At 43.2% G+C, this 21,020-nt stretch carries 24 protein-coding genes; 3 read left to right on the forward strand and 21 right to left on the reverse strand.

Annotated features, from left to right (window positions below; translation table 11 throughout):
• Positions 1-64: 64 nt before the first annotated feature.
• From LPB220_RS06460 to LPB220_RS06480, 5 genes are all read right to left on the reverse strand, one after another.
• Positions 65-1,126, reverse strand: a complete 1,062-nt coding sequence (locus LPB220_RS06460; RefSeq protein ID WP_031573707.1) for a BMP family lipoprotein — start codon at positions 1,124-1,126, stop codon at positions 65-67.
• Between the two features lie 75 nt (positions 1,127-1,201).
• On the reverse strand, positions 1,202-1,591 hold the full coding sequence (locus LPB220_RS06465; RefSeq protein WP_070466087.1) for a cytidine deaminase: 390 nt from the start codon (positions 1,589-1,591) through the stop codon (positions 1,202-1,204).
• Complete coding sequence (gene deoC, locus LPB220_RS06470) at positions 1,578-2,240, reverse strand: deoxyribose-phosphate aldolase (RefSeq protein WP_150906248.1); 663 nt, start codon at positions 2,238-2,240, stop codon at positions 1,578-1,580. The genes LPB220_RS06465 and deoC overlap by 14 nt, the downstream gene beginning before the upstream one ends.
• A 17-nt stretch (positions 2,241-2,257) precedes the next feature.
• Positions 2,258-3,535, reverse strand: coding sequence for a pyrimidine-nucleoside phosphorylase (locus tag LPB220_RS06475; protein ID WP_150906250.1), 1,278 nt, complete (start codon positions 3,533-3,535; stop codon positions 2,258-2,260).
• Entirely contained in the window at positions 3,532-4,125 is a 594-nt protein-coding gene (locus tag LPB220_RS06480; RefSeq protein WP_118095266.1) for a class I SAM-dependent methyltransferase, read from the reverse strand. Before LPB220_RS06480 ends, LPB220_RS06475 begins: the two co-directional genes overlap by 4 nt.
• A 90-nt stretch (positions 4,126-4,215) precedes the next feature.
• Here LPB220_RS06480 and coaA point away from each other — a divergent pair, with 90 nt between their 5' ends.
• From coaA to LPB220_RS06495, 3 genes are all read left to right on the forward strand, one after another.
• A complete protein-coding gene (gene coaA / locus LPB220_RS06485) occupies positions 4,216-5,136 on the forward strand; it encodes a type I pantothenate kinase (RefSeq protein WP_023918311.1) in 921 nt (306 codons plus the stop codon).
• Positions 5,137-5,232: 96 nt separating this feature from the next.
• Positions 5,233-5,481: a 30S ribosomal protein S20 gene (rpsT, locus tag LPB220_RS06490; protein ID WP_003007640.1), complete on the forward strand. Its 249-nt coding sequence runs from the start codon at positions 5,233-5,235 to the stop codon at positions 5,479-5,481.
• 66 nt (positions 5,482-5,547) lie between these two features.
• A complete protein-coding gene (locus LPB220_RS06495; RefSeq protein ID WP_150906252.1) occupies positions 5,548-6,057 on the forward strand; it encodes a DNA topology modulation protein in 510 nt (169 codons plus the stop codon).
• A 29-nt stretch (positions 6,058-6,086) separates the two neighbouring features.
• Here LPB220_RS06495 and ldcB read toward each other — a convergent pair whose 3' ends face one another.
• From ldcB to LPB220_RS06575, 16 genes are all read right to left on the reverse strand, one after another.
• Entirely contained in the window at positions 6,087-6,866 is a 780-nt protein-coding gene (gene ldcB, locus LPB220_RS06500) for an LD-carboxypeptidase LdcB/DacB (protein WP_003011416.1), read from the reverse strand.
• Positions 6,867-6,876: 10 nt separating this feature from the next.
• Complete coding sequence (locus LPB220_RS06505) at positions 6,877-8,664, reverse strand: TcaA second domain-containing protein (RefSeq protein WP_191904596.1); 1,788 nt, start codon at positions 8,662-8,664, stop codon at positions 6,877-6,879.
• A 66-nt stretch (positions 8,665-8,730) separates the two neighbouring features.
• On the reverse strand, positions 8,731-9,918 hold the full coding sequence (locus tag LPB220_RS06510; protein ID WP_150906256.1) for a DUF6574 domain-containing protein: 1,188 nt from the start codon (positions 9,916-9,918) through the stop codon (positions 8,731-8,733).
• Between the two features lie 319 nt (positions 9,919-10,237).
• Complete coding sequence (locus LPB220_RS06515; RefSeq protein ID WP_150906258.1) at positions 10,238-10,522, reverse strand: rhodanese-like domain-containing protein; 285 nt, start codon at positions 10,520-10,522, stop codon at positions 10,238-10,240.
• Between the two features lie 20 nt (positions 10,523-10,542).
• The gene (locus LPB220_RS06520) at positions 10,543-11,034 is read right to left on the reverse strand and encodes a prolyl-tRNA synthetase associated domain-containing protein (protein WP_150906260.1); all 492 of its coding nucleotides are present in this window, start codon (positions 11,032-11,034) and stop codon (positions 10,543-10,545) included.
• 12 nt (positions 11,035-11,046) lie between these two features.
• A complete protein-coding gene (locus LPB220_RS06525) occupies positions 11,047-11,631 on the reverse strand; it encodes a uracil-DNA glycosylase family protein (RefSeq protein WP_118095273.1) in 585 nt (194 codons plus the stop codon).
• A 52-nt stretch (positions 11,632-11,683) separates the two neighbouring features.
• A complete protein-coding gene (pepV, locus tag LPB220_RS06530) occupies positions 11,684-13,090 on the reverse strand; it encodes a dipeptidase PepV (protein WP_150906262.1) in 1,407 nt (468 codons plus the stop codon).
• A 34-nt stretch (positions 13,091-13,124) separates the two neighbouring features.
• Complete coding sequence (locus LPB220_RS06535; RefSeq protein WP_013903708.1) at positions 13,125-13,730, reverse strand: nitroreductase family protein; 606 nt, start codon at positions 13,728-13,730, stop codon at positions 13,125-13,127.
• A gap of 148 nt (positions 13,731-13,878) precedes the next feature.
• Positions 13,879-14,721, reverse strand: a complete 843-nt coding sequence (locus tag LPB220_RS06540) for a metallophosphoesterase family protein (RefSeq protein ID WP_070594899.1) — start codon at positions 14,719-14,721, stop codon at positions 13,879-13,881.
• Between the two features lie 10 nt (positions 14,722-14,731).
• Entirely contained in the window at positions 14,732-16,567 is a 1,836-nt protein-coding gene (gene uvrC, locus LPB220_RS06545) for an excinuclease ABC subunit UvrC (protein WP_150906264.1), read from the reverse strand.
• Between the two features lie 117 nt (positions 16,568-16,684).
• Positions 16,685-17,092 carry a hypothetical protein gene (locus LPB220_RS06550; protein WP_070594901.1) on the reverse strand — a complete coding sequence of 136 codons (408 nt, stop codon included), beginning with the start codon at positions 17,090-17,092 and terminating at the stop codon, positions 16,685-16,687.
• 129 nt (positions 17,093-17,221) lie between these two features.
• Positions 17,222-18,205 (reverse strand): CPBP family intramembrane glutamic endopeptidase, encoded by a 984-nt coding sequence (locus LPB220_RS06555; protein WP_070594902.1) that lies wholly within the window; start codon positions 18,203-18,205, stop codon positions 17,222-17,224.
• Entirely contained in the window at positions 18,202-18,822 is a 621-nt protein-coding gene (locus LPB220_RS06560) for a TIGR01906 family membrane protein (RefSeq protein ID WP_049498257.1), read from the reverse strand. Before LPB220_RS06560 ends, LPB220_RS06555 begins: the two co-directional genes overlap by 4 nt.
• Positions 18,815-19,585, reverse strand: coding sequence for a TIGR01457 family HAD-type hydrolase (locus LPB220_RS06565; protein ID WP_049498256.1), 771 nt, complete (start codon positions 19,583-19,585; stop codon positions 18,815-18,817). Before LPB220_RS06565 ends, LPB220_RS06560 begins: the two co-directional genes overlap by 8 nt.
• The gene (locus LPB220_RS06570) at positions 19,586-20,272 is read right to left on the reverse strand and encodes a hypothetical protein (RefSeq protein ID WP_049474586.1); all 687 of its coding nucleotides are present in this window, start codon (positions 20,270-20,272) and stop codon (positions 19,586-19,588) included.
• Positions 20,262-21,017, reverse strand: a complete 756-nt coding sequence (locus LPB220_RS06575; protein ID WP_150906266.1) for an acyl-ACP thioesterase domain-containing protein — start codon at positions 21,015-21,017, stop codon at positions 20,262-20,264. The genes LPB220_RS06570 and LPB220_RS06575 overlap by 11 nt, the downstream gene beginning before the upstream one ends.
• Positions 21,018-21,020 lie beyond the last annotated feature (3 nt).

Consider the following 21,020-nt stretch of genomic DNA (forward strand, 5'->3'; position numbering starts at 1 on the left):
TTGAGACAAAAATGTCTCACTTTAAAAGAAACGGCCCTTATAGGGAGGGCCGCCCAATCAAATATTATTTTTCAGGAACTTTAAGAGACCCATCAAGGATTTTAGCTTTGGCATCTTCGACAGCTTTTTTAGCATCTGCAGAAAGGTTGTCAGTTGTCAAATCAACTCCACCATCTTTCAAGCTATAAGTAATCACTTTACCGCCAGGGAATTTACCATCAGCAGTTTTCTTAGCCAAGTCTTTTACAGATTCTCCGACTTTCTTCAAGCTTGAAGCCAATACAAAGTTAGATTTTTTACCATCTTTAGAAGTGTATTCACCTTCAGCTTTTTGGTCACGGTCAACACCAAGAACCCAAACTTTTTCGTCTTCATTTTTCTTCTCGTTCAAGTCTTTAGCTTCAGAGAAGACACCTGCACCAGTACCACCAGCTACTTGGTAGATAACGTCTGCACCTGCAGCATATTGTGCAGCAGCAATTGTTTTACCTTTCGCAGAGTCACCGAATGAACCAGCGTAGTCTACTTGAACTTTGATAGATGGGTCAACAGATTTAACACCAGCTTCAAATCCAGCGCGGAAACGAGTGATAACTTCACTTTCCATACCACCTACAAAACCAACTTGTTTAGTTTTTGTAGTTTTCGCAGCAGCGATACCAGCAAGGTAACCAGCTTCGTTATCGGCATAAACAGCAGATGCTACGTTCTTTTGTCCTTCAATACGGTCATCGATGATGACATAGTTCACATCTTGGTTGTCTTTTGCAGCTTTTTTAACAGAGTCGCTCAAGGCAAAACCAACACCAAAGATCAATTTGTAGTCGTTAGAAACAGCTTCATCAAGGTTTGTCGCATATTGAGATTCATCTGTTGATTGGAAGTAGTCAAATCCGTTCCCTTTAGAAAGACCGTTTTCTTTCCCCCAAGCTTGCAAACCTTCCCAAGCAGATTGGTTGAATGATTTGTCATCCACACCACCAGTATCGGTAATAATAGCAGCTTTCAAATCAGTTTTTGATTCTGAGTTTGCGCTATCTTTTTTAGACGCACGATTTCCACATGCTGCAAGTCCGATAGCAGCGACAGTTACTAGACCAAGGCCTAGCCATTGTTTCTTGTTCATTACTGAACCTCCTAAATTATTGTGCAACATTGTTGCGAAGTATTGAAAGGGTCAAAAGACCGCCTCACAGACCTATTAAGTCAGGTCTGTAAAGGAATATGGAAGTAATTCCTTGACCGTCATCACGACCGTCGATTTATCTTTAGATACTAAGGTTACAGGAAGGTCTGGCTCAAAAAATTCAGCCATGACCTGGCGACAAGCACCACATGGAGAGATGGGCTTTTCTGTTTGCCCGTAGATAATGAGCTCTTTGAAATCGCGAGCTCCTTCAGAAACAGCTTTAAAAATGGCTGTCCGTTCTCCACAGTTGGTTAAACCAAAACTGGCATTTTCGATATTAACCCCTGTATAGATTTCTCCATCCTTCGTTAGCAGTACAGCTCCAATTGGGAAATGAGAGTAAGGCACATAGGCTTGTTTACTCACTTCAACTGCTAAGTCAATCAACTCAGTAGTCGCCATGAGCCACCTTTCCTTCCATGATGGCTACACCAGAAGAAGTCCCAATACGGGTCGCACCAGCTTCGATAAAAGCAAGAGCATCTTCATAAGAGCGAGCACCACCAGAAGCTTTAACACCCATGTCGGGTCCAACAGTTTGACGCATTAAGGCCACATCTTCTACCGTTGCTCCTCCAGTTGAAAAGCCAGTTGAAGTCTTCACAAAGTCTGCGCCAGCTGACTTAGCAATTTGGCAAGCAACGATCTTTTCATCATCTGATAAGAGACAAGTCTCAATGATGACTTTGACCAGCTTATCACCGCTCGCTTCGACTACAGCTTGGATATCTTCCTCAACTAGTGCTAAATTCTTAGACTTAAGAGCCCCGATATTAATGACCATGTCAATCTCATCGGCACCATTTTGAATCGCATTTTTTGTTTCACACGCTTTGACAAATGGTGTATTTGCTCCTAAAGGAAAACCAATGACGGTACAAACTTTAACGTCTGAATCACGCAAGCCCTCAGTCGCAAAATTCACCCATGTCGGGTTCACACAGACACTCGCAAAATCATAAGCCTTAGCTTCTTCGATCAGCTTTTCGATCTGTTCTTGTTGCGCATCTGGTTTTAAAAGAGTGTGATCGATATATTTATTTAACTTCATACAATCTCCTGAGCTGCTTAAGATATTATTTCAATAATTTCTTTAACGCTTTCAGCCCTTTCTAGTATTTTAACATTTTTTTTGAATTCTGTAACTCTTTCTTGTGAATTTTTTTCATTCATGAAAATACGGGCAATGCGTTCCCCTTTTTTGACGTGCTCTCCCACTTTTTTGTCAAACACAATCCCTGTTTCGTAATCGAGGGGATCTGATTTGACAGCACGGCCAGCACCCAAGCGCATGGCAAACAAGCCAAACTCCATGGCAGGTAAAGCAGCAATGACGCCATCTTTGTCCGCTGTTACTTCAAGGACCTGATCCACTTTGACGGGACGATGCAAATCTTCTAAGTCTCCACCTTGAGCCGCGACCATTTCTTCAAACTTCGCTAAAGCTTGACCATTGGTCAAGTGTTCATGAATGGCTTCAATCGATTGATCTACATTGGCCAATTTCAACATGATTTGTGCTAATTCACAAATAAACTCTGTGACATCAGCACGCCCCTGTCCTTTTAGAATATCCAGGGCTTCCAAAATCTCTAAACGATTACCAATGCTGGTTCCCAAAGGTTGGCTCATATCTGTAATGACAGCGATGGTTTTCCGACCCACTGCATTTCCAAGATCCACCATGGTACGGGCTAAGCGACGAGCATCCTCAATATTCTTCATAAAGGCACCCTCGCCCACTGTCACGTCCAAAAGAATGGCATCCGCACCAGCAGCAATTTTCTTACTCATGACGGAGCTAGCAATCAAAGGAATGGTATCCACTGTCGCCGTTACATCACGCAGAGCATACAAGAGTTTGTCTGCTTTTACGAGTTGGTCGGATTGACCAATGACCGATAAGCCGATCTCCTGCACCTGCTGGATAAATTCCTCTTGAGTCCGTTCAATCTGAAAGCCTTTAATGGATTCCAACTTATCGATGGTCCCACCTGTGTGGCCTAAGCCACGACCACTCATTTTGGCAACCGGCACTCCGAAACTCGCAACCAAAGGCACCAAGACCAAGGTCACCTTGTCTCCCACACCACCAGTCGAATGTTTGTCTACCTTGATTCCTGGAATAGCTGACAGATCAAACTGTTGCCCTGTTCGGACCATCTTCATGGTCATATGAGAAATTTCTTCCGTCGTCATCCCTTTAAAATAAACGGCCATAGCAAAAGCGGACATTTGGTAATCTGGAACCGTTCCAGCCACATAGCCCTCAATCAGCCATTCAATTTCTTCCTTGTTTAAGGCAAGACCATCTCTTTTTTTCTGAATGATATCTACTGCTCTCATGATTCTTTCTCACTTCTTAAAATATAATAGCCTTTGTCTTTTTTTACGGTCTCACAATTGCCAAACGTCTCTTCCATCTTGGCCTTAGCGCTGGGAGCTCCTTGTTTTTTTTGAATGACAATGGTCAAATCTCCACTTGGTTTCAAATGTTCAAAACTACCAGTGATCACTTGGTGAACGACTTTCTTACCAGCTCGGATTGGCGGATTGCTGATCACATGGTCAAAGACCCCTTCTACTGCTTCATAGACATCTGAAGAAAAGATCTGAGCTTCCACGCCGTTTCGGCTGGCATTTTTCTGAGCCAAGTCCAGCGCCCGCTCATTGACATCCACCATGGTCACGGCAACTCCCTGGGCTTTAGCGAGAGAGAGGCCAATTGGACCATAGCCACAGCCAACATCGAGGACACTTTCCCCTTCTTGAAAATCCAGGGTTGATAAGAGCACCTGGCTTCCATAGTCAATCATTTTTTTACTAAAGACGCCGGCGTCCGTATAAAAATTCATCTTTTGTCCCAATAAAACAACAGCCAGATCATGAATATCATGGGCTGCATCTGGGTTTACATCGAAATACATTTTACTCATAAGGTTATTTTATCATAATTCACTCCTTTTTTAAATCGTTTACATGACCTCTAAAAATTGGTATACTAAAGACTACAATAGGAGTGACATATGGACAAAGAATTTCTACATTTTGAAAAAATTAATCGGGAAACCTGGCAAAATTTGCACCGCAAAACCACCCCACCACTCTCTCAAACAGAGCTCAATTCTATTAAAAGTTTTAACGACCGCATCAACCTCCAAGATGTACGTGACGTCTACCTGCCTTTGACAAACCTGATTGGAATCTACAAGCGTTCCAAAGAAGATTTGGCCTTCTCAAAAGGTATTTTTCTTCAAAAAACGAGTGAGCGCCAACCCTTTATCATTGGTGTTTCAGGAAGCGTAGCGGTTGGAAAATCTACCACTAGCCGTTTACTTCAAATCCTGCTGTCACGAACCTTCGAAGGCTCGACTGTAGAGTTGGTAACAACGGATGGTTTTCTCTATCCAAATGCTATCTTAAAAGAACAAGAGATCCTCAATCGAAAAGGATTTCCGGAAAGCTATGATATGGAATTGCTCCTTGATTTTCTCAATCAAATTAAAAACAACAAGAGCGTAGAAATCCCTGTCTATTCCCACGAAATATACGATATTGTCCCAGATGAGAAGCAAACCATTTTACCGGCTGATTTTGTCATTGTCGAAGGGATCAATGTCTTTCAAAATCCACAAAATGACAGTCTCTATATGACCGATTTCTTTGATTTTTCGATCTATGTGGATGCCGCGGTCAACGATATCGAATCTTGGTATATCGATCGCTTCCAAAAACTCCTTGCATTAGCTCAGAATGATCCCAATAACTACTACTATCGATTTACAGAGCAACCCCTAGAAGAAGTTTTAAGCATGGCCCATCAGGTCTGGGAATCCATTAATTTAGTCAACTTGCAACATTACATCCAACCAACCAGAAATCGAGCTGATCTGATTCTCCATAAGGCAACCAACCATGAAATTGACGAAATTTATCTCAAACGCTAGAGAAAATGGCCTGTTAACGGTACTTTTTTAAGGAAAAGCTATTTTAGGCTTGTCAAATCTTAACTTTTCATATATAATGAGATAGTTAGATTATCAATGGAGGTGAATAACTTGGCAAACATTAAATCAGCTATCAAACGCGCTGAATTGAACGTTAAACAAAACGAAAAAAACTCAGCTCAAAAATCAGCTATGCGTACTGCAATCAAAGCTTTTGAAGCAAACCCATCTGAAGAACTTTACCGCGCTGCTAGCTCAGCTATCGATAAAGCAGAAACTAAAGGTTTGATCCACAAGAACAAAGCTAGCCGTGATAAAGCACGTCTTGCAGCGAAACTTGGTTAATCAAGAACAGCATAAAAATCAAGCTCTCCGGAGCTTTTTTTGTTCCTAAATTTTTGAGAGGTGCTTATGAAAATTGTTATTATCGGCTATTCTGGATCTGGAAAATCTACCTTGGCTGGAGCCTTATCTCGCTACTACTCCATCCCCAAGCTTCATATGGATACCCTCCAATTTCAACCCGGCTGGATAGACAGTGACCGGGATTGGATGGAGGGACAGATGAAACAGTTTCTTAGCCAACATAAAGACTGGGTCATTGATGGAAATTATTCTTGGTGTTGCTATGAGGAAAGAATGGAGCAAGCCGACCACATTATCTTTCTCAATTTCTCTCGTTGGAACTGCCTCTATAGAGCCTGGAAACGATTCCGTCGTTATAAGGGACGCGTTCGCGAGAGTATGGCAGCAGGCTGCCCTGAACGCTTTGACTGGGAATTCATCCGTTGGATCCTTTGGGACGGTCGAACCAAGAAGGCCAAAGAAAGGTATCGAAATATCCGTTCTACCTATCCCGATAAATTCATCTCTCTCAAGAATCAAAAAGAGCTGGATGCGTTTCTAAAAAACATACAATAAAAAGGTTGGGATATCAATCCCAACCTTTTTTATTTATCAACGTAATCGCCACCAGTGAAGCCATAGTATTCTTCCAGACTCAAACCCGAGTCAGCGATATCCTGTGCTTCTTTTCCGATATAGCGGAGATGCCAGCTCTCTGGCATGTAGCCTGTCACTTTTTCTTTTCCTTCTTGGTAACGAACCACAAAGCCATATTTAGCGGCGTTCTTAAGCAACCACTTACTTGGTCCAGGTTCTGTCACCAGATTACCACTGGTATCGATCAAATCAAAGGTCAAACCAGTTTGGTGTTCACTATAACCCGGTCTTGCGGAATAACGATCTGCTGCCTCCTGACCATCTTGATTGACATAGTTTTGATAGAGGCCAACTTGGGTATCGTAGCTACGAAAACCACTATATTGGTCACTGATCGGATATCCTTCTGCCTGCATGGCTGCGATCAATTCATGAAGGGCTGAAACAGCTTCAGGATCTTCACCTGGGTTAAAGTCAGGCGACAAGGGATAATGTTTGTTGGCGATCATGACCTCACCATATTTCCCTTTGACACTATAGTAGGAACCATTATAGCTGACACCAGAATCCACTTTCACATCTGACTTACCAGCTTTTGACGACTCTTCTTTTCCTGTCTCTTTTGACGTATCCTTTGCAGAAGACGTTTCTTTGGAAGACTTGGTTTGCGTTTGCTTGGTCTCTTCTTTTGCAGAAGATTTAGAACTAGTGGATTGAGATTGGGAGCAAGCTGTCAGGGTTAACAAGGCAACTGTCACCAAAGTTAATTTGGAAAATCTTGCTTTCATGAGGAATCTCCTATGATTCTTTTGTTACGACAATATCCGTAATCACATAACTTGCACCTACTTTTTTCAAAGTGTAGGTCTTGTACTTGCGGTTTTGTGAATCTGGATGGCTATCTGTATAATGCACGGTAAAGTCTTCATAAGTCTTGATCGTTACCACACCATTTTCTTCAGTGACACTTTGAATGTCCAAAGCACCTGGAGTATAGTAGTCAATCTTAGCCTTTCGAACACCATCACCAGTTGTGAACTCAACCATGTCTTTGTAGGCTTGACTTTGTGTGTCATAGTATTTAGAGTAGGTGTTATTTCGATTTGAAACGGAGCTAAAGACAGCGTCGCGGTACTCTTTCAAGAATTCTTCCGCCAAGGTCCGATTTTGTTCTTCTTTGGCTGCTTGCGCTTTCTTAGCATCTTGTGCACTCTTGATGCGTTTTAGGGTATCTTTGGCTAGTTTGAGTTCGATCGGATCGTTCTCACCCTCTTCAATCGTCACCTTAGCCTTTTCAGTTGTATAGGTTTCCCCATTCATGTTGAAGACGGCATGTACTTCAATTTCTTGATAAGGGATGCTATCTACTTCAAAGGTTGTGCTGGTTCCGACTTCTTTGCCGTTAACCACAACCTTTACATCTGTTGGGTTTTCAACTTCATCTGGGAACTCAACTTCTAAATTGCGTTTTTCAGAATTCAACTGCAATTCTAAATTATTCTTGGTTGCTTTTTTAGGATTGAGATGGATCTTAGAAGTGACATTTCCGACCTCTGTTTTAGCAGTCAATTCCATTTCTTTTGTATTGTAATGGAAAGAACCAAGGTCTGTCACTGCATCTTTCTTCAAGGTCACGGTTTTATTGGCAGCCACTTTGAGTTTGGCTTGGTCCAAATTGGTCTTGACCTTCACTTGCACTGGATAGCTAGCCACACGATATTCTTGGAAGATTCCAAATTTCTTGTCCGCCTTTTCCAAACCAAAGATCTTGTTTCCAGATTTATCCGTATAGCTGCCTTCTCCACCATTATCGATGATCTTGTTCAACTCTGTACCGATATCAATCCCTTGATCTTCCATGCTGGTAATAAAGCTTTCGGCTTCATCCTTTGTCCATTTATCGTTATCGGTTGAAAGCAGATCTGCTGCTTCGCGATAATCCTTGGTGTCCACTGCCTTAATAAATTTATCTGCAGTCACTTCGACACGCGTTGTTGACTGGAAGTAAAAGAAGGCTGCTACCAAAGCGATCACAAGGACTGCAATAGCAGAAATAATCCCAATTTTCTTCTTGGAAAGTTTCTTTTCACCCTTCGTTTTAGGGGCCTTTTGTTTTTTCTGAGCTGGGCCTGCTTCTGTAACATTTGGACCAGCAAAGACCTGCGTTTGCTCAGCGGCAAGTGGAGTCGTATACTCTTGAGTTTGCTGTTGAGGGACATATTCCTGTGTTTCTTCAGTTGCATCTGGGGTTACAAATTCTGCTTCAGGCACAGGTCCTACAAAAAACTCAAAGTTTTGACTTTTAGCCGCGGTAAATTCTTCTGCACTTGGCTTGCGGCCATAGGTTTCTTCAAAATGTTGCAACCAAGCCTGACGAGCTGCTAGAAGTGGATCGACATTCTTCACTTCTTCAACTGGTTCAACCCCTGGTTCCTCAACAGGAGCGACTTCCTCAGCTGGGGCATTTCCTGCGATAGACTGAATTTGTTTCAAATCAAATCCACAAGCTTTCCCAGCCATAAACTCTTCTGGTGACGGTTTGCGACCGATCACTTTTTCAAATAATTCAACCCATTTCTTTTGCATGGATCTCTTCTCCCTCATTATAAAATAGGGAAAGTGGGTCCCCCCACCTTCCGTTTTGTGATATTGTTAGAATCCAAAGTTAGAGAAATTTGGAGCACTTGGAATAAATCCTACGGCTACTTGTTCTAAAATACGAGCATTCACATAAATGACAAAGATGGCAATGAGAAGCAAGACAACAGATGATGCTACTAGAAGCAATAATTTATCTGCTTTAAAGCTTGTCTTGTTCAATCCTTGATGAACGACATAGCATGTTCCAACAAAGAACAAGAAGAAAATAAGGAAGTTTACAAAGCCATAAAATTCATAAACTTTTACAAGACCTACTAAGAAAGCAAGAAGGGCAAGTGGCAAAGTGTAAACAGACAAACGTCCAAACTCTTCAAATGAACGACCGTAACTGTATTCCTTATCTTGAAGAACCACACGACGAACAAAGAATCCAGCTACTTGGAAGGCGTAAAGGCTAAAGAATAGGGAAATCAATGTCAACATAAAGGCACGGAAATCCATTCCATAACCACCTGTAAATCCACTAGCTGTGAAGAAAGTGCCCAAGGTCAAGACAAAGGCAGTTAAGACATACTGTAAAATTCCGTTAAGTGCTTTTGGATTTTCTACAGCCGTTGGACGTTTCAAAGCTGAAAGGAACCAATTCCAGTAACCACCAACGGCTACACCAAATTGACTTGGTTGGGCAGGATAAGGTTGTCCTGGTTGACCTTGGTAAGGAGCTTGTTGATAAGCTGCTTGAGTCGGTTGTTGGTAGGCTTGTTGGAAAGCTGGCCCATTCGCTGGAGCAGCTTGAGGAGCCGGTTCTTGAACTGGAGCTGCAACTGGTTCTTCTGCAGGAGCAGCTGGCGCTGCGACAAACTCTGGAGCTTGTGGAGCTGCGACTGGTTCTTCAACAGGGGCAGTTGGTGCTGCGACAAAGTCTGGGGCTTGTGGCGCTGCGACTGGTTCTTCAACAGGGGCAGTTGGCGCTGCAACAAACTCTGGAGCTTGTGGAGCAGCAACTGGTTCTTCCACAGGGGCAGTTGGTGCTGCGACAAATTCTGGGGCTTGTGGAGCAGCAACTGGTTCTTCCACAGGGGCAGTTGGTGCTGCGACAAATTCTGGGGCTTGTGGGGTTTCTGGAACCACTACTTCTTCTTGAAATTCTCCTGCAGCCAGTGCTTGAGCAATTTCTTCTGCACTAGCAGAACGACCATTTACGGCTTCGAAATAATCCAGCCAATCTTGTTTTGACATATTTTAATCTCCTTAACTATTGTTCATACTAGGGTATTATACAAAATTTCTGAACCATTTTCAATGAAAGACTGGAAAATCCCTGTAATATCTTTTGAAAAACATACAAATTCTACTCATTTTTAGAAATTAGTAAAGAAAAAGGCTGGGACAAAAGTCCTAACCTCTCAATTATTTTTGGATTGTCGAGCAAGACGCAGTGGTTGAGTGGGCTCTACTACGCTGATTGCATCAGCTTTTACAGCCCTACTCAACTGTGCGGAGGTGGGACGACGAAATCGAATTCTAACGAATTACCGATTTCTGTCCCACTCTCTTTTTAGGATTCAAATGCATCCATGCCACCTTGGACGTTGGTCACATCATAGCCTTGCTCTTCTAGAAATTGGCAAGCTCGTGCTGAGCGTCGACCTGACTTGCAGATGACATAATAGGGATGATCCTTCTCTAATTCCTGGTAGCGATCTGCTAACTCAGATAAGGGAAGAAGACGAACCCCATCTAAGTGAAGGGCATCATATTCCTCCTGCTCGCGTACATCAAGAACGTGTATATCTCCTTTTTGATAAACTTGGTAAAAGCTTGAAAATGGAATTTCTTTCATGATTTCTCCTGTAAGATATGTTATGGAAGGGTTAGGATTTCATAGTTAAAGCCAATAGACTCTAAAAATCGGAACAAGTCTTGGGTTTTAATAAAGATCGTTTTTTCGTTGGTATTGGGATGGAAGGTCATGATCTTCTCTGACACAATGTCTTTATCGAAATAGACTCGAATATCTTTTTCTTCATTGTTCAATAAACCAAATGGAGAAACTGTTCCTGGCGGTAATTGCATTTTTTCAGCTAAAGAATCTGCTGAAGCCATGCGGATCCGGTTTGCTTCCACTTGCTCTTTAAAATCATCCATATCCAATGGCTTCTGGTCATCCATGATGAGCAGATAGTATTGGGTTTTCTTCTTGTTGGTCAAAAACATGGTCTTGGTCCGGACACCTTCTAAGCCTTCAATATAAGAATCCGCCTGCTCTGTCGTGAATGCAGGTGGGTGCTCCACCACATCAAATGAAATTCCCAACTCATCTAATTTTTCTTTAACTTGTTGATAAGGATCCATCGTCGCTCTCCTTTATTTTTGAATGATCTCTTGTACTAAGGTTTGCAATTCTGGAACCACCTCTGCCTCAAACCAAGGATTTTTAGCCATCCAGATTTGATTGCGAGGGGAAGGGTGAACGAGTGGAAAATAGGTTGGCAAATAGTCTTTAAAATGGTGGACCCGTTCGGTTACCTTGCCGCCAACCTTCTCATGAAGGTAGTATGCTTGGGCATATTGTCCAATTAAGAGGGTCAACTCAATATCCGGACACTCCTTGAGAAGTTGAGGGTGCCACTTTTCCGCAAACCCTTTGCGAGGTGGAAGGTCACCAGATTTCCCATGCCCTGGGAAATAAAAGTCCATGGGAATGACCGCAAACAAACCAGAATGGTAAAAGGTATCTTCGTCAACTCCTAACCATTCGCGCAGACGATCACCACTCTTATCCTTCCAGTAAATACCAGCTTCTTCCGTCTTCATCCCTGGAGCTTGTCCGATAATATTGATACGAGCTGTCTTTGGGGCTGCAAAGAGTGGCTCTATCCCTTTCTCTGTATATTCTTTATTTTGAGGATCTGCCATAATGGCTTGTTTAATGCTTTCAATCGTTGACATAAGTCCTCCTTCTATGGAAAAACTCAGCCAGAAAAACTGGCCGAGTAGTGGATTATTTGATTAGTTCATAGATAGTTTCTGCGTAAATTGCAGCTGCACGATAGAGATCTTCGACATCTGCGAACTCATTAGCTTGGTGCATAGTATTGACATAGTCAGGGAACATAGCACCAAAGGCAACCCCACGTTTCAAGAGGCGACCAAAGGTACCACCACCGATCACTTGTTCGTGTCCTTTGAGGCCAGTTTGTTTCTCATAAACACGCAAGAGAGTGGATACCAATTCATCATCCATCGGAACATAGTGAGGTGTGTGGCCATGGGCTGACAAGCTCACTGTAGCCACTCCTTCGATCTTTTCAAGGGTGGACTTGATGGTTTCAGGATCTGTACCTTGAGGGTAACGGATATTGAGGGCAATAGTGTTGTCTGCTTGGCTGTCATCAAAATGGAAGACACCTGCATTCATACTCAATGGTCCCATTTTGGCATCTGTATGGGCAATTCCTAATTTTTCACCAGCAAAATCTTCGTGAAGAAGTGAAGCTGTCACATGAAGGTAAGCCTTAGCAGCACCACCAAAATCAAATTGGTTCAACAAGAGAGCCAAGTATGTCGCACCATTGATTCCATCTTCAGGAGTTGATCCATGAGCAGATTTCCCAATAATTGTAACAGTATAGGTTTCTTCATCCACAGTTGAGATTTCATACTGAAGCTGGTGTTCCTTGGCAAAGGCATCTAAGAGGCCAGCAAGATCTGGAAGTTGTCCAGAAACGACTGCAGTCGCCGACTCTGGTACCATGTTTTCACGAAGGCCACCTGTAAAGCTATGAAGATGGGCACTTCCTGTGTTGTCATTTCCAAAATGAAGGTACTCAGTGATGTTTCCTTTTTCCCCATTGATGATTGGGAATTCCGCATCTGGTGAGAAGCCAAAATCTGGCTCAGGAAGTCCGACATGTTTGAAATAGTAGTCCATGTCAGCCCAACCTGATTCTTCATCCGTTCCGACTACAAAACGCACGCGCTTAGAAACAGGGAGTCCTAGGTCTTTAATGATCTTCAAACCATAGTAGCAGGCCATTGTAGGCCCTTTATCATCAGACGAACCACGCGCATAGAGCTTACCATCGATAATTTCTGGTTTGTAGGGATCCGTTTTCCAGCCACTACCTGCTGGCACGACGTCCATATGGGCAAAGATCCCAAGCTCTTCTTCTCCTTCACCAAAAATAAAGTGACCGGCATAATTGTCGACATTCTTGGTTTCATAGCCATCACGTTTGGCAATTTCCAAGAATTTTTCAAGAGCTTTTACAGGACCAGGTCCAAAAGGATGCTCTGCATCTGCCTTGCTGTCATCGCGTTCAGAATTGATTTCCAAGAGGCTGTATAGGTCAGCCATCATCTCATCGCGACGTTTTTCTACTTCTGCTTTAAAGTCAACTGTTGTCATGAATTCCTCCTCGATCTTCTATTTGCTAATTGGCTTAGCGTTTGTCAATGATTTCGTCCACTGGTAAGCGATAGCTTGGCTCTACTTTTTCAGCCGCATAGCCAACCGTAATCAAGACTTCCGGACGGAAGCGCTCTTCGATGTCCAATACTTCATTGATTTTTGATTTATCAAATCCCAAGATAATATTGGTTCCAATGCCTTGGTCCGTCAAAGCAAGTACCAAGTTCATCGCCACAAGACCGGCATTCAAAGCCAAGTAATCACTTGTTTGTTGGACATCATAGCGCGCAAATTCAGCAGGAAGATTTTGCATAAAGTATTGCAATTGCTCATCTGTGAAGTTTTTAACTCCACCGACACGCGCAATCTTGCGAGCCCGTTTTTGCAAATCAGTATCTGTAAAGAGGGCGATGGTCACAGGTGCTTCCATGACTTGATCGTAGTTTGCACCATAGGCTAATTTTGCCAATTCAGCATTTTTTTGACGAACGACCACAAATTTCCAAGGCTGGCTATTGTGGGCACTAGGGGCCAAGGTTGCGATCTCAATAGCGGTCCGTACATCCTTTGGATCGACCGGTTGGTCAGTGAAATGCTTGATCGCATGGCGTTTTTTATTGAGCTCTAGAAATTTCATAAGCTTCTTCCTTTTCTATTTCTGTTACCTCTATTTTAACACAAAATGAAAGAGCTTGCAGGGTTTTACAGCCTAAGATTGTGAAAAAAGAAGCGGACATTTTGAAGATCCGCTTCTTTGTTATAGGTTGAATACACAAGAGATCCACCTATGATTCATTGGAAAGATTGAAATAGGCAGCTACTTCTTTGGCATAACCGTATTTCTCAATTAAGCCAGTTAGCAGATCGATGTTATGACCCCGATAGTTATCCTCGCGTCTCAATTCTTCGTACATCTCAATAAAAGGAAGACCTTTGTCCTTAGCATCTTGGAGCTCTGCTTCATAGTCATAGGCCACCTTACGAAATTGCAGGTTGGTCACTCCATCTTCTTCGACATCGATCAGAGCATATTGAGCTCTGTGGTTTTGAATTGGTCCCCAGTCGAAATAAGGCATGCCAATAGTCCCTGGATTAAGGATCTGCTGGCCCTGACTGCCATAGCGAAGCAACTGCTTGTGGACATGCCCGTAGATCGCCATATCCGTCTGATCATCCAGCAGTTGGTCAAAGTTCTCCGTCACATTTGCTGGACGCAAGAATCCACCGTAATTCTTTTCTGGCAAGTTGTGGGTCAGTGAAAAACGAATGCCATTGACCTCCTTCTTCTCTACCAATGGAAGCGAACGAAGCCAATCGATCCGCTTAGGATCTAGTCCTTCCATGAGGTACTGAGTGAGGCGAAGAAGTTGGATCTCCTGCGGATCCTCAAGTCCGTACTCGCCATCCAAGGCCTCTAGGACACAATCGTCCCAATTTCCACGAACAGCCGCTGTAATCGGAATCGCATCTAGCAACTCAAAAAGGTCCTCTCTTCCAGGCCCCGGAAGCAAAATGTCCCCTAAAAGCCAGTATTCCGTCGCGCCTAGAGCACGCGCATCCGCAATCACTGCCTTAAGGGCTGTTGTATCTCCGTGAATATCAGATAATATAGCGATTCTATTGTTCATTATAAACTCCTTATGATTGGTATGGTTCAGAATCCTCCGCCACTTCCACCAAGGGACTTGCTTCTTCTTTCTTTCCTTGATGGAGCTTGGCTTGCACTGCCTCCGCGACTGCCCGTGGGATGCCGACTGTGATGATCTCATCTACAGTAGCTTCCTTGATCTTGGTCAGCGACTTGAAGTGCTTCATCAGCAACTGCTTTCGTTTTGGTCCCAAGCCTTCGATGCCGTCCAGCTGGGAGGAGAAGGAATTCTTGGATCGGAGCTGGCGGTGGAAGGTGATGGCGAAACGGTGGACTTCATCCTGAATTCGTTGGAGGAGGAAAAATTCCTGCGAGGTCCGAGAGAGTTCGATGACTTGGAGAGGATCGCCGAAAAGCAATTCATGGGTCTGGTGCTTGTCATTCTTTTGCAGGCCTGCGATAGGAATGTCCAGCCCCAACTCGTCTTGGATGACTTGCTTAGCGATATTGACCTGGCCCTGACCCCCATCGATGACGATCAGATCTGGTGGCGTCAGGCCATCCCGCATGACACGACTGTAGCGTCTGCGGATGACCTCCCGCATGCTGGCATAGTCATCTGGCCCAACGACAGTTTTAATCTTGTACTTGCGGTAGTCCTTTTTGCTTGGCTTCCCATTAACAAAGACCACCATGGCTGAAACCGGACTGGTCCCCATGATGTTGGAGTTGTCAAAAGATTCAATGCGCACAGGGGTTGGAATTTGCAGAAGTTTTCCAAGGTTTTCAATGGCACCTTGGGTCTTTTCCATTGATTTTTCAAGGAGATTGAACTTCTGCTCCAGACTGACACGCGCATTCTTGATGGCCAGATTGACCAACTGCTTCTTCTCCCCTCGCTGGGGCTTGAGGACCTTGGTATCCACAAGGGCCTTGACCGCTTCCTCATCGATATCCTGAGGGATCAGGATTTCATTGGGGATCAGGTGAGATTTCTCCTGGTAAAACTGCCCCACATAGGTCAAGAAATCCTCGTCTGGATCATTGTAGTAAGGGAAGAGATTGACGTCGCGCTCGATCAGCTTGCCCTGACGGACAAAGAAGACCTGTACACACATCCAGCCCTTGTCCACGTAGTAGCCAAAAACATCCCGGTTCTGCAAATCCTTGGCCATGACCCTCTGTTTGGTCCGCAGGGTCCCGATGGCCTGGATCAGATCCCGGTACTCGGCCGCCCGCTCAAATTCCATGTTTTGCGCAGCGGTATTCATCTTGAGCTTGAGCTCATCGATAATCTTGTCATCCTGCCCTTTGAGGAAATCAGAGACCTCCTGGGCCATGCCCTTGAAATAGGCCTCGTCCTTGTGGCAGACTGTGTGAGCCATGCATTGCCCTAAATGGTAGTAAAAACAGACCTTGGAAGGAGGATTGGTACACTTGCGGAATGGGAAAATCCGATCCAAAAGTCGCTTGATCTCATTGGCCGCTCCCACATCCGGATAGGGACCGAAATAGAGACCGCCATCCTTTTTGACCTGGCGCGTGATGATGAGGCGCGGATAGCGCTCATTGGTAATCTTGATGAAGGGATAGGACTTGTCGTCCTTGAGCATGATATTATACTTGGGCTTGTTCTCCTTGATCAGGTTGATCTCAAGAAGCAAGGCCTCAATATTGGACTCAGTGACGATAAATTCAAAATCCACAATCTCAGATACCAGTGCTTCGGTCTTGGTATCGTGACTCCCTCTGAAATAGGACCGCACCCGATTGCGAAGATTCTTGGCCTTCCCCACATAGATGATGGTACCGTTCTTATCTTTGTGAATGTAACAGCCCGGACTCGTCGGCAAGAGCTCGAGCTTGGATTTAATCAAGTTATTCATACTCTCTATTATAGCAAAAAAGAGAGGGGTTAGCCTCTCTCTAGTATGTTTGTATTATTGTTATCCACCTTCACCAAGTAAAAAATAATTATTAAAAGGTATATCAGATAGTCATCCTCAATCCTTTATCTTCACTTGCCCTTTTTCGTATGCTGAATACCAACTGCTATCTGGACTGACATATTCAGGTAATTCCTTTTGTGGCTGATCTCCTGAAAGAGTTAAAAGTCCATCATATATCATACAAGAATACTTCTCTGAATCTCTTGTAAATTCTTCATTTTCAGGATCATATGAGTAAGTATGCTCTGAACTACCTTCCTTTATGGTGATCTGCTCTCCGTCTATTTTTATCCATGATGTTTTATCTAGTGAGGCCGTTTTAGTTGATTCATTTTTTACTGTCAGATAATAAATTCCATCTTTTGATTTCATCTCATCAAGGGTAGTCGTGATAATCCCTAAAATCATCAGTGCAGGGATTATCAACAGAAACCATTTCCATTTTTTAGATTTATTTTTCATCAGTAACCATTACTCCATTTAATTTTAAATTTCGTTATTTTCATGTTCAAATTTTGCATTTCTACTTTCTCTATTATAGCAAAAAAGAGAGATCTAAGACGATCCCCCTTTACTAGCAATCGATAATCTTTATCCTTTGAGATTTGCCATCTGGAAGAGCGGAATCACATAAGGAACAATAGACATCAGGATAGTGAATAGCACGAAGAACCAGAACCAGAAGGACGCGAGGGCACGCTGGAAAACTCCCGGTTGAGGTTTATTGGCTTGAATATAAGCCTTGATAGTTGGCCATTTAGTCGCAAGAACCACTATCATCACAATGGAACCAATAGCTAAAACACCGATTTGGAGCCAATTCGCTAGTCCCTCATCCACATGATAGGCTACATAATGCAGGCCTTGGGAAATGACAAAGTTATTGAAAATGTGATAGAAAATAGCCCACCAGATATTGTATTCAAAGGCAATGTAGCCGAATCCTAGACCAATGATACCTGCGAAAAAGAGCTGGTCAAAATTAGCATGGAAGAGGCCGAATAAAATAGCCGTCATGACAATGGCAAAGATTTTGCCATACCGTTCCAAGCCTCGCAAGCCAGCCCCACGGAAGAAGAATTCCTCTGTGATAGGACCAAAAAAGCCAGCATACAAGAGCATAGTCCAAGATCGCTCAATCGTATCTCCTAGATCTGGTGTTGGAGAATGAAGGCCAATGGTCTCAAACATGCGCTCAATCACTTGTGTCATCACAGATGAAAAGACTTGAGAAAAGCCAAGAAAGGCGAGAAGAATAAAGAAGACTGAAAGTGTCATCTTACGTCCCTTATGCTTAAGATCATATTTATAAAGGGCCTTCTTGCGATAGGCATTAAAAAGAAAGAGTCCAATGGAAATAGAGATGAGGTAGGGAATACCAGCCCAAACATTCAGGGCGTTTAGTTTCTCCGTTACTTGACTTGGATCTTTTCTGAGAGAGCCTGCTATGGTCAATCCAAGGAGGACTTCCCACAGGACGGTTACTAAGGTCATTACCAAGAGATAAATAGCAAGTGTCCCAGAATACCTTCCTATATCTTTTTTAGGGTCTAATAATCGGTTGTATTGGTTCATTTCTTCCTCCTAGAAAATAGATAAAAACACGCACAGACTCCTTCGTATAAGACAAAGAAAATCAAAAAGGCATGCATAAAGTAGTCTTCTGGTAATGCAAGAATAATCGAATCCACGCGCGGATCAAAGAGCCAAGTATTGTCCCCAGCAAATAAGACTTGATGAAAGAGAGTAAAGAATTGATCAAAGCCAATTATAACAGTCATCACTGCAAGCACTACTGGTAAAACCATCATCCAAAAGAAGAGACTACGGTACAGGGCCAGGTAGCCATTTTTGACGACTGTCCGCATAAACTGGATAAAACCAGGTAGAGTGACCAAGAAAACGACCGTCACCAAATGAAACAGGTACTTGACGGCCTCAAAATGGTGCAAGCCATTTTTGGAAGAGGGGAATTGAGGCATCTTCAACACCCATTGAAAAGGATTGGTCAAGTAGTTCATCAAGACATTAAAATTCTTCATGATGACTGAAGCCGAAAAACCAGTTCGGCTTTGAATCTCCAACCAATGGATCTCCATGGGATAGAGGACCCATGCTAGGCCAATGGTGAGAAGGATTGTAGCTGACAAGATAAAGAAAAATTGGTTGATTGATTTTAAACTTTTAAGCATCAAAATCCCACTCCGCTAAACTGGAAACAACATGTGTCGGTGCAATTGGTAAGGTTGGCACTTCTTCTGGTTTGGTAAAACCAGTCGTCACCAAAAGGGTTGGAATCCCATTGTCAATACCTGCACGAATATCTGTTAGATAATTATCTCCTACCATAACGACTTCTTCTCTTTCAAGACCCAAGTGTTCAATAGCCTTATCCATGATGATGGCCTTTGGTTTTCCAATGATCACAGGCTCGACCCGTGTCGCAGCCTCTACAAGCGCAATCAAGGATCCTGCACCTGGCATCAAGCCACGCTCTGTTGGAATGTTCAGGTCCGGATTGGTCCCAATAAAGTGTGCTCCTTTTTGAATCGCCAAGGTCGCAATAGCAAACTTCTCATAATCCACTTGCCAATCCAGGCCAATCACCACATAATCAGGTGCTTCTTCATCGATGATATAGCCAGCTTCTTCAATAGCGTCTTTGAGCCCCGCTTCTCCGATCACATAGACCTTTTTGCCCAAATTTTGGTCATTCATGTAGTCAATGGTCGCAAGGGTAGCTGTATAGATAGTCGAAACTGGGGTTTTTATATTGAAATGAGTAGCCAGCATATCCCGAACAGTCTCTGGTGTGCGGGTTGTATTGTTGGTCACAAAGAGATAGGGAATCTCACGCGCCTGCAATTCATGAACAAAAGCTTCTCCTGCAGGAATTCGTGATTTTCCTTTGTAAATAGTGCCATCCAAATCAATCAAATAGCCCTTATAGTGCATTTATTCTTCCTTTTCTGTTTCCGTTTCGTCATGTAACTTCTCTGCATCGACTCGTCCACCAGAACCATATAAGAGCAAGGCTCCAGCATAGAGGACAAATTGTAACACCAAACCTGTAAAATTAATCCCTTGACTTCCCGATTGGGTGAACAAGAAGGATGCTACCATGAGGATGACAATGGTCAATAACAAGCCTATCACGGTTGCCTGATCCACACTGATTTGATAAACCGTGCGTTTAGTGCTCCGATTTTTCCCGTCAGACTTAGTTTCTGGTTGCAAATTCTCGACAAAATCCGTCACTAAGGTCGCAGCGAGGCTGACTGTTGTGCTAAAGAGCACGCCTTGAGACAAGCGGTGATAGAAATTGGACCAGAAGGATCCTGATTGGCTAGTAATCCCAATCGAGAAGATCATGACCGGTAAAAGAAAGGCCAAGGTGAAATGGATCCAGACCCGATACCAGCGTATATCTTCTCTTAAAAAGCGATTAAAACTCTCTAAATTCAAGCGATAGCGGAAAAATTTATAAATTTCCTCTACCAGGATGATGCCCAAAGCACAAAGAGTCAAGAGCCAATCTCCCAACATGTACAAAGGGTTCTTTTGACGCTTGGCATAGGCCACAACCCGTTTTTGATAGCTTTCAAGTTCCTGTTTTTTATTTTTTAATCTTCTACTTTCCATAATTCCAACCCTTTTCTTCTACTTCTTCCCACTCAATTTCAGCTTGGGCATTGATCTGACTATCTGAGCTAATTTGGTGCTGAGTTTTCAAGCCCTCTTGTTCATATTGAGAGGTGATGAGACCTCCTGCTAGCACTTCTTTGACATATTTTAGATGAACTTTTTTAGGGATATGATGGGTCAAGAAGTCTGCTCCCATCACCTCAAAAACCCAGTCCAAGTACTTGCTATTGTTGACATGTCCGTTCATATCCAAGTCGTAAAACCGAACTCGGTATTCTTGTTCCACGCCACCTTCTAATTCTTTGAAACGGGGACCGCGGAGCATGGTTTTTGAAAATTCAGAGTCAAAGGCATCCGTGATTTCACTCATAACAGGATGAACCTTGCGTGTATCACGATCCATCAAGACAAAGGTCGCGACCATCTCAATGATAGTATTTCCTGCTTCATCCTTGATATTAAAGGCCCGGTAGCAGAAAAGTCGATTGTGACTCTTGGCATAGGTTTCAATAGTGATTTTCTCATCAAAAACAGGGAGACGCTCAATCTTCATATTGTAATCCGTGATAATCCAGACTAGATTGTAATTCTCTAGAATGTACATATCACTCATACCCAGCTCAATCGATTGCATGCCTGATACCTGCAAAGACAGCAAGATCAATTGCGGAATTTTTATAAATCCATTGACATCGCTCATATCAAACGGAATTTTCATGCTGTATTCAAATGTTTTTGCCATTTT

The organism is Streptococcus sp. LPB0220 (genome assembly GCF_008727815.1).
Lineage (GTDB): Bacteria > Bacillota > Bacilli > Lactobacillales > Streptococcaceae > Streptococcus.

Excerpts from the sequence above, each read along its gene's own strand:
- LPB220_RS06460 (WP_031573707.1), bottom strand. The coding sequence starts at position 1,126 with ATGAACAAGAAACAATGGCTAGGCCTTGGTCTAGTAACTGTCGCTGCT.
- LPB220_RS06465 (WP_070466087.1), bottom strand. The coding sequence starts at position 1,591 with ATGGCGACTACTGAGTTGATTGACTTAGCAGTTGAAGTGAGTAAACAA.
- deoC (WP_150906248.1), bottom strand. The coding sequence starts at position 2,240 with ATGAAGTTAAATAAATATATCGATCACACTCTTTTAAAACCAGATGCG.
- LPB220_RS06475 (WP_150906250.1), bottom strand. The coding sequence starts at position 3,535 with ATGAGAGCAGTAGATATCATTCAGAAAAAAAGAGATGGTCTTGCCTTA.
- LPB220_RS06480 (WP_118095266.1), bottom strand. The coding sequence starts at position 4,125 with ATGAGTAAAATGTATTTCGATGTAAACCCAGATGCAGCCCATGATATT.
- coaA (WP_023918311.1), top strand. The coding sequence starts at position 4,216 with ATGGACAAAGAATTTCTACATTTTGAAAAAATTAATCGGGAAACCTGG.
- rpsT (WP_003007640.1), top strand. The coding sequence starts at position 5,233 with ATGGAGGTGAATAACTTGGCAAACATTAAATCAGCTATCAAACGCGCT.
- LPB220_RS06495 (WP_150906252.1), top strand. The coding sequence starts at position 5,548 with ATGAAAATTGTTATTATCGGCTATTCTGGATCTGGAAAATCTACCTTG.
- ldcB (WP_003011416.1), bottom strand. The coding sequence starts at position 6,866 with ATGAAAGCAAGATTTTCCAAATTAACTTTGGTGACAGTTGCCTTGTTA.
- LPB220_RS06505 (WP_191904596.1), bottom strand. The coding sequence starts at position 8,664 with ATGCAAAAGAAATGGGTTGAATTATTTGAAAAAGTGATCGGTCGCAAA.
- LPB220_RS06510 (WP_150906256.1), bottom strand. The coding sequence starts at position 9,918 with ATGTCAAAACAAGATTGGCTGGATTATTTCGAAGCCGTAAATGGTCGT.
- LPB220_RS06515 (WP_150906258.1), bottom strand. The coding sequence starts at position 10,522 with ATGAAAGAAATTCCATTTTCAAGCTTTTACCAAGTTTATCAAAAAGGA.
- LPB220_RS06520 (WP_150906260.1), bottom strand. The coding sequence starts at position 11,034 with ATGGATCCTTATCAACAAGTTAAAGAAAAATTAGATGAGTTGGGAATT.
- LPB220_RS06525 (WP_118095273.1), bottom strand. The coding sequence starts at position 11,631 with ATGTCAACGATTGAAAGCATTAAACAAGCCATTATGGCAGATCCTCAA.
- pepV (WP_150906262.1), bottom strand. The coding sequence starts at position 13,090 with ATGACAACAGTTGACTTTAAAGCAGAAGTAGAAAAACGTCGCGATGAG.
- LPB220_RS06535 (WP_013903708.1), bottom strand. The coding sequence starts at position 13,730 with ATGAAATTTCTAGAGCTCAATAAAAAACGCCATGCGATCAAGCATTTC.
- LPB220_RS06540 (WP_070594899.1), bottom strand. The coding sequence starts at position 14,721 with ATGAACAATAGAATCGCTATATTATCTGATATTCACGGAGATACAACA.
- uvrC (WP_150906264.1), bottom strand. The coding sequence starts at position 16,567 with ATGAATAACTTGATTAAATCCAAGCTCGAGCTCTTGCCGACGAGTCCG.
- LPB220_RS06550 (WP_070594901.1), bottom strand. The coding sequence starts at position 17,092 with ATGAAAAATAAATCTAAAAAATGGAAATGGTTTCTGTTGATAATCCCT.
- LPB220_RS06555 (WP_070594902.1), bottom strand. The coding sequence starts at position 18,205 with ATGAACCAATACAACCGATTATTAGACCCTAAAAAAGATATAGGAAGG.
- LPB220_RS06560 (WP_049498257.1), bottom strand. The coding sequence starts at position 18,822 with ATGCTTAAAAGTTTAAAATCAATCAACCAATTTTTCTTTATCTTGTCA.
- LPB220_RS06565 (WP_049498256.1), bottom strand. The coding sequence starts at position 19,585 with ATGCACTATAAGGGCTATTTGATTGATTTGGATGGCACTATTTACAAA.
- LPB220_RS06570 (WP_049474586.1), bottom strand. The coding sequence starts at position 20,272 with ATGGAAAGTAGAAGATTAAAAAATAAAAAACAGGAACTTGAAAGCTAT.
- LPB220_RS06575 (WP_150906266.1), bottom strand. The coding sequence starts at position 21,017 with ATGGCAAAAACATTTGAATACAGCATGAAAATTCCGTTTGATATGAGC.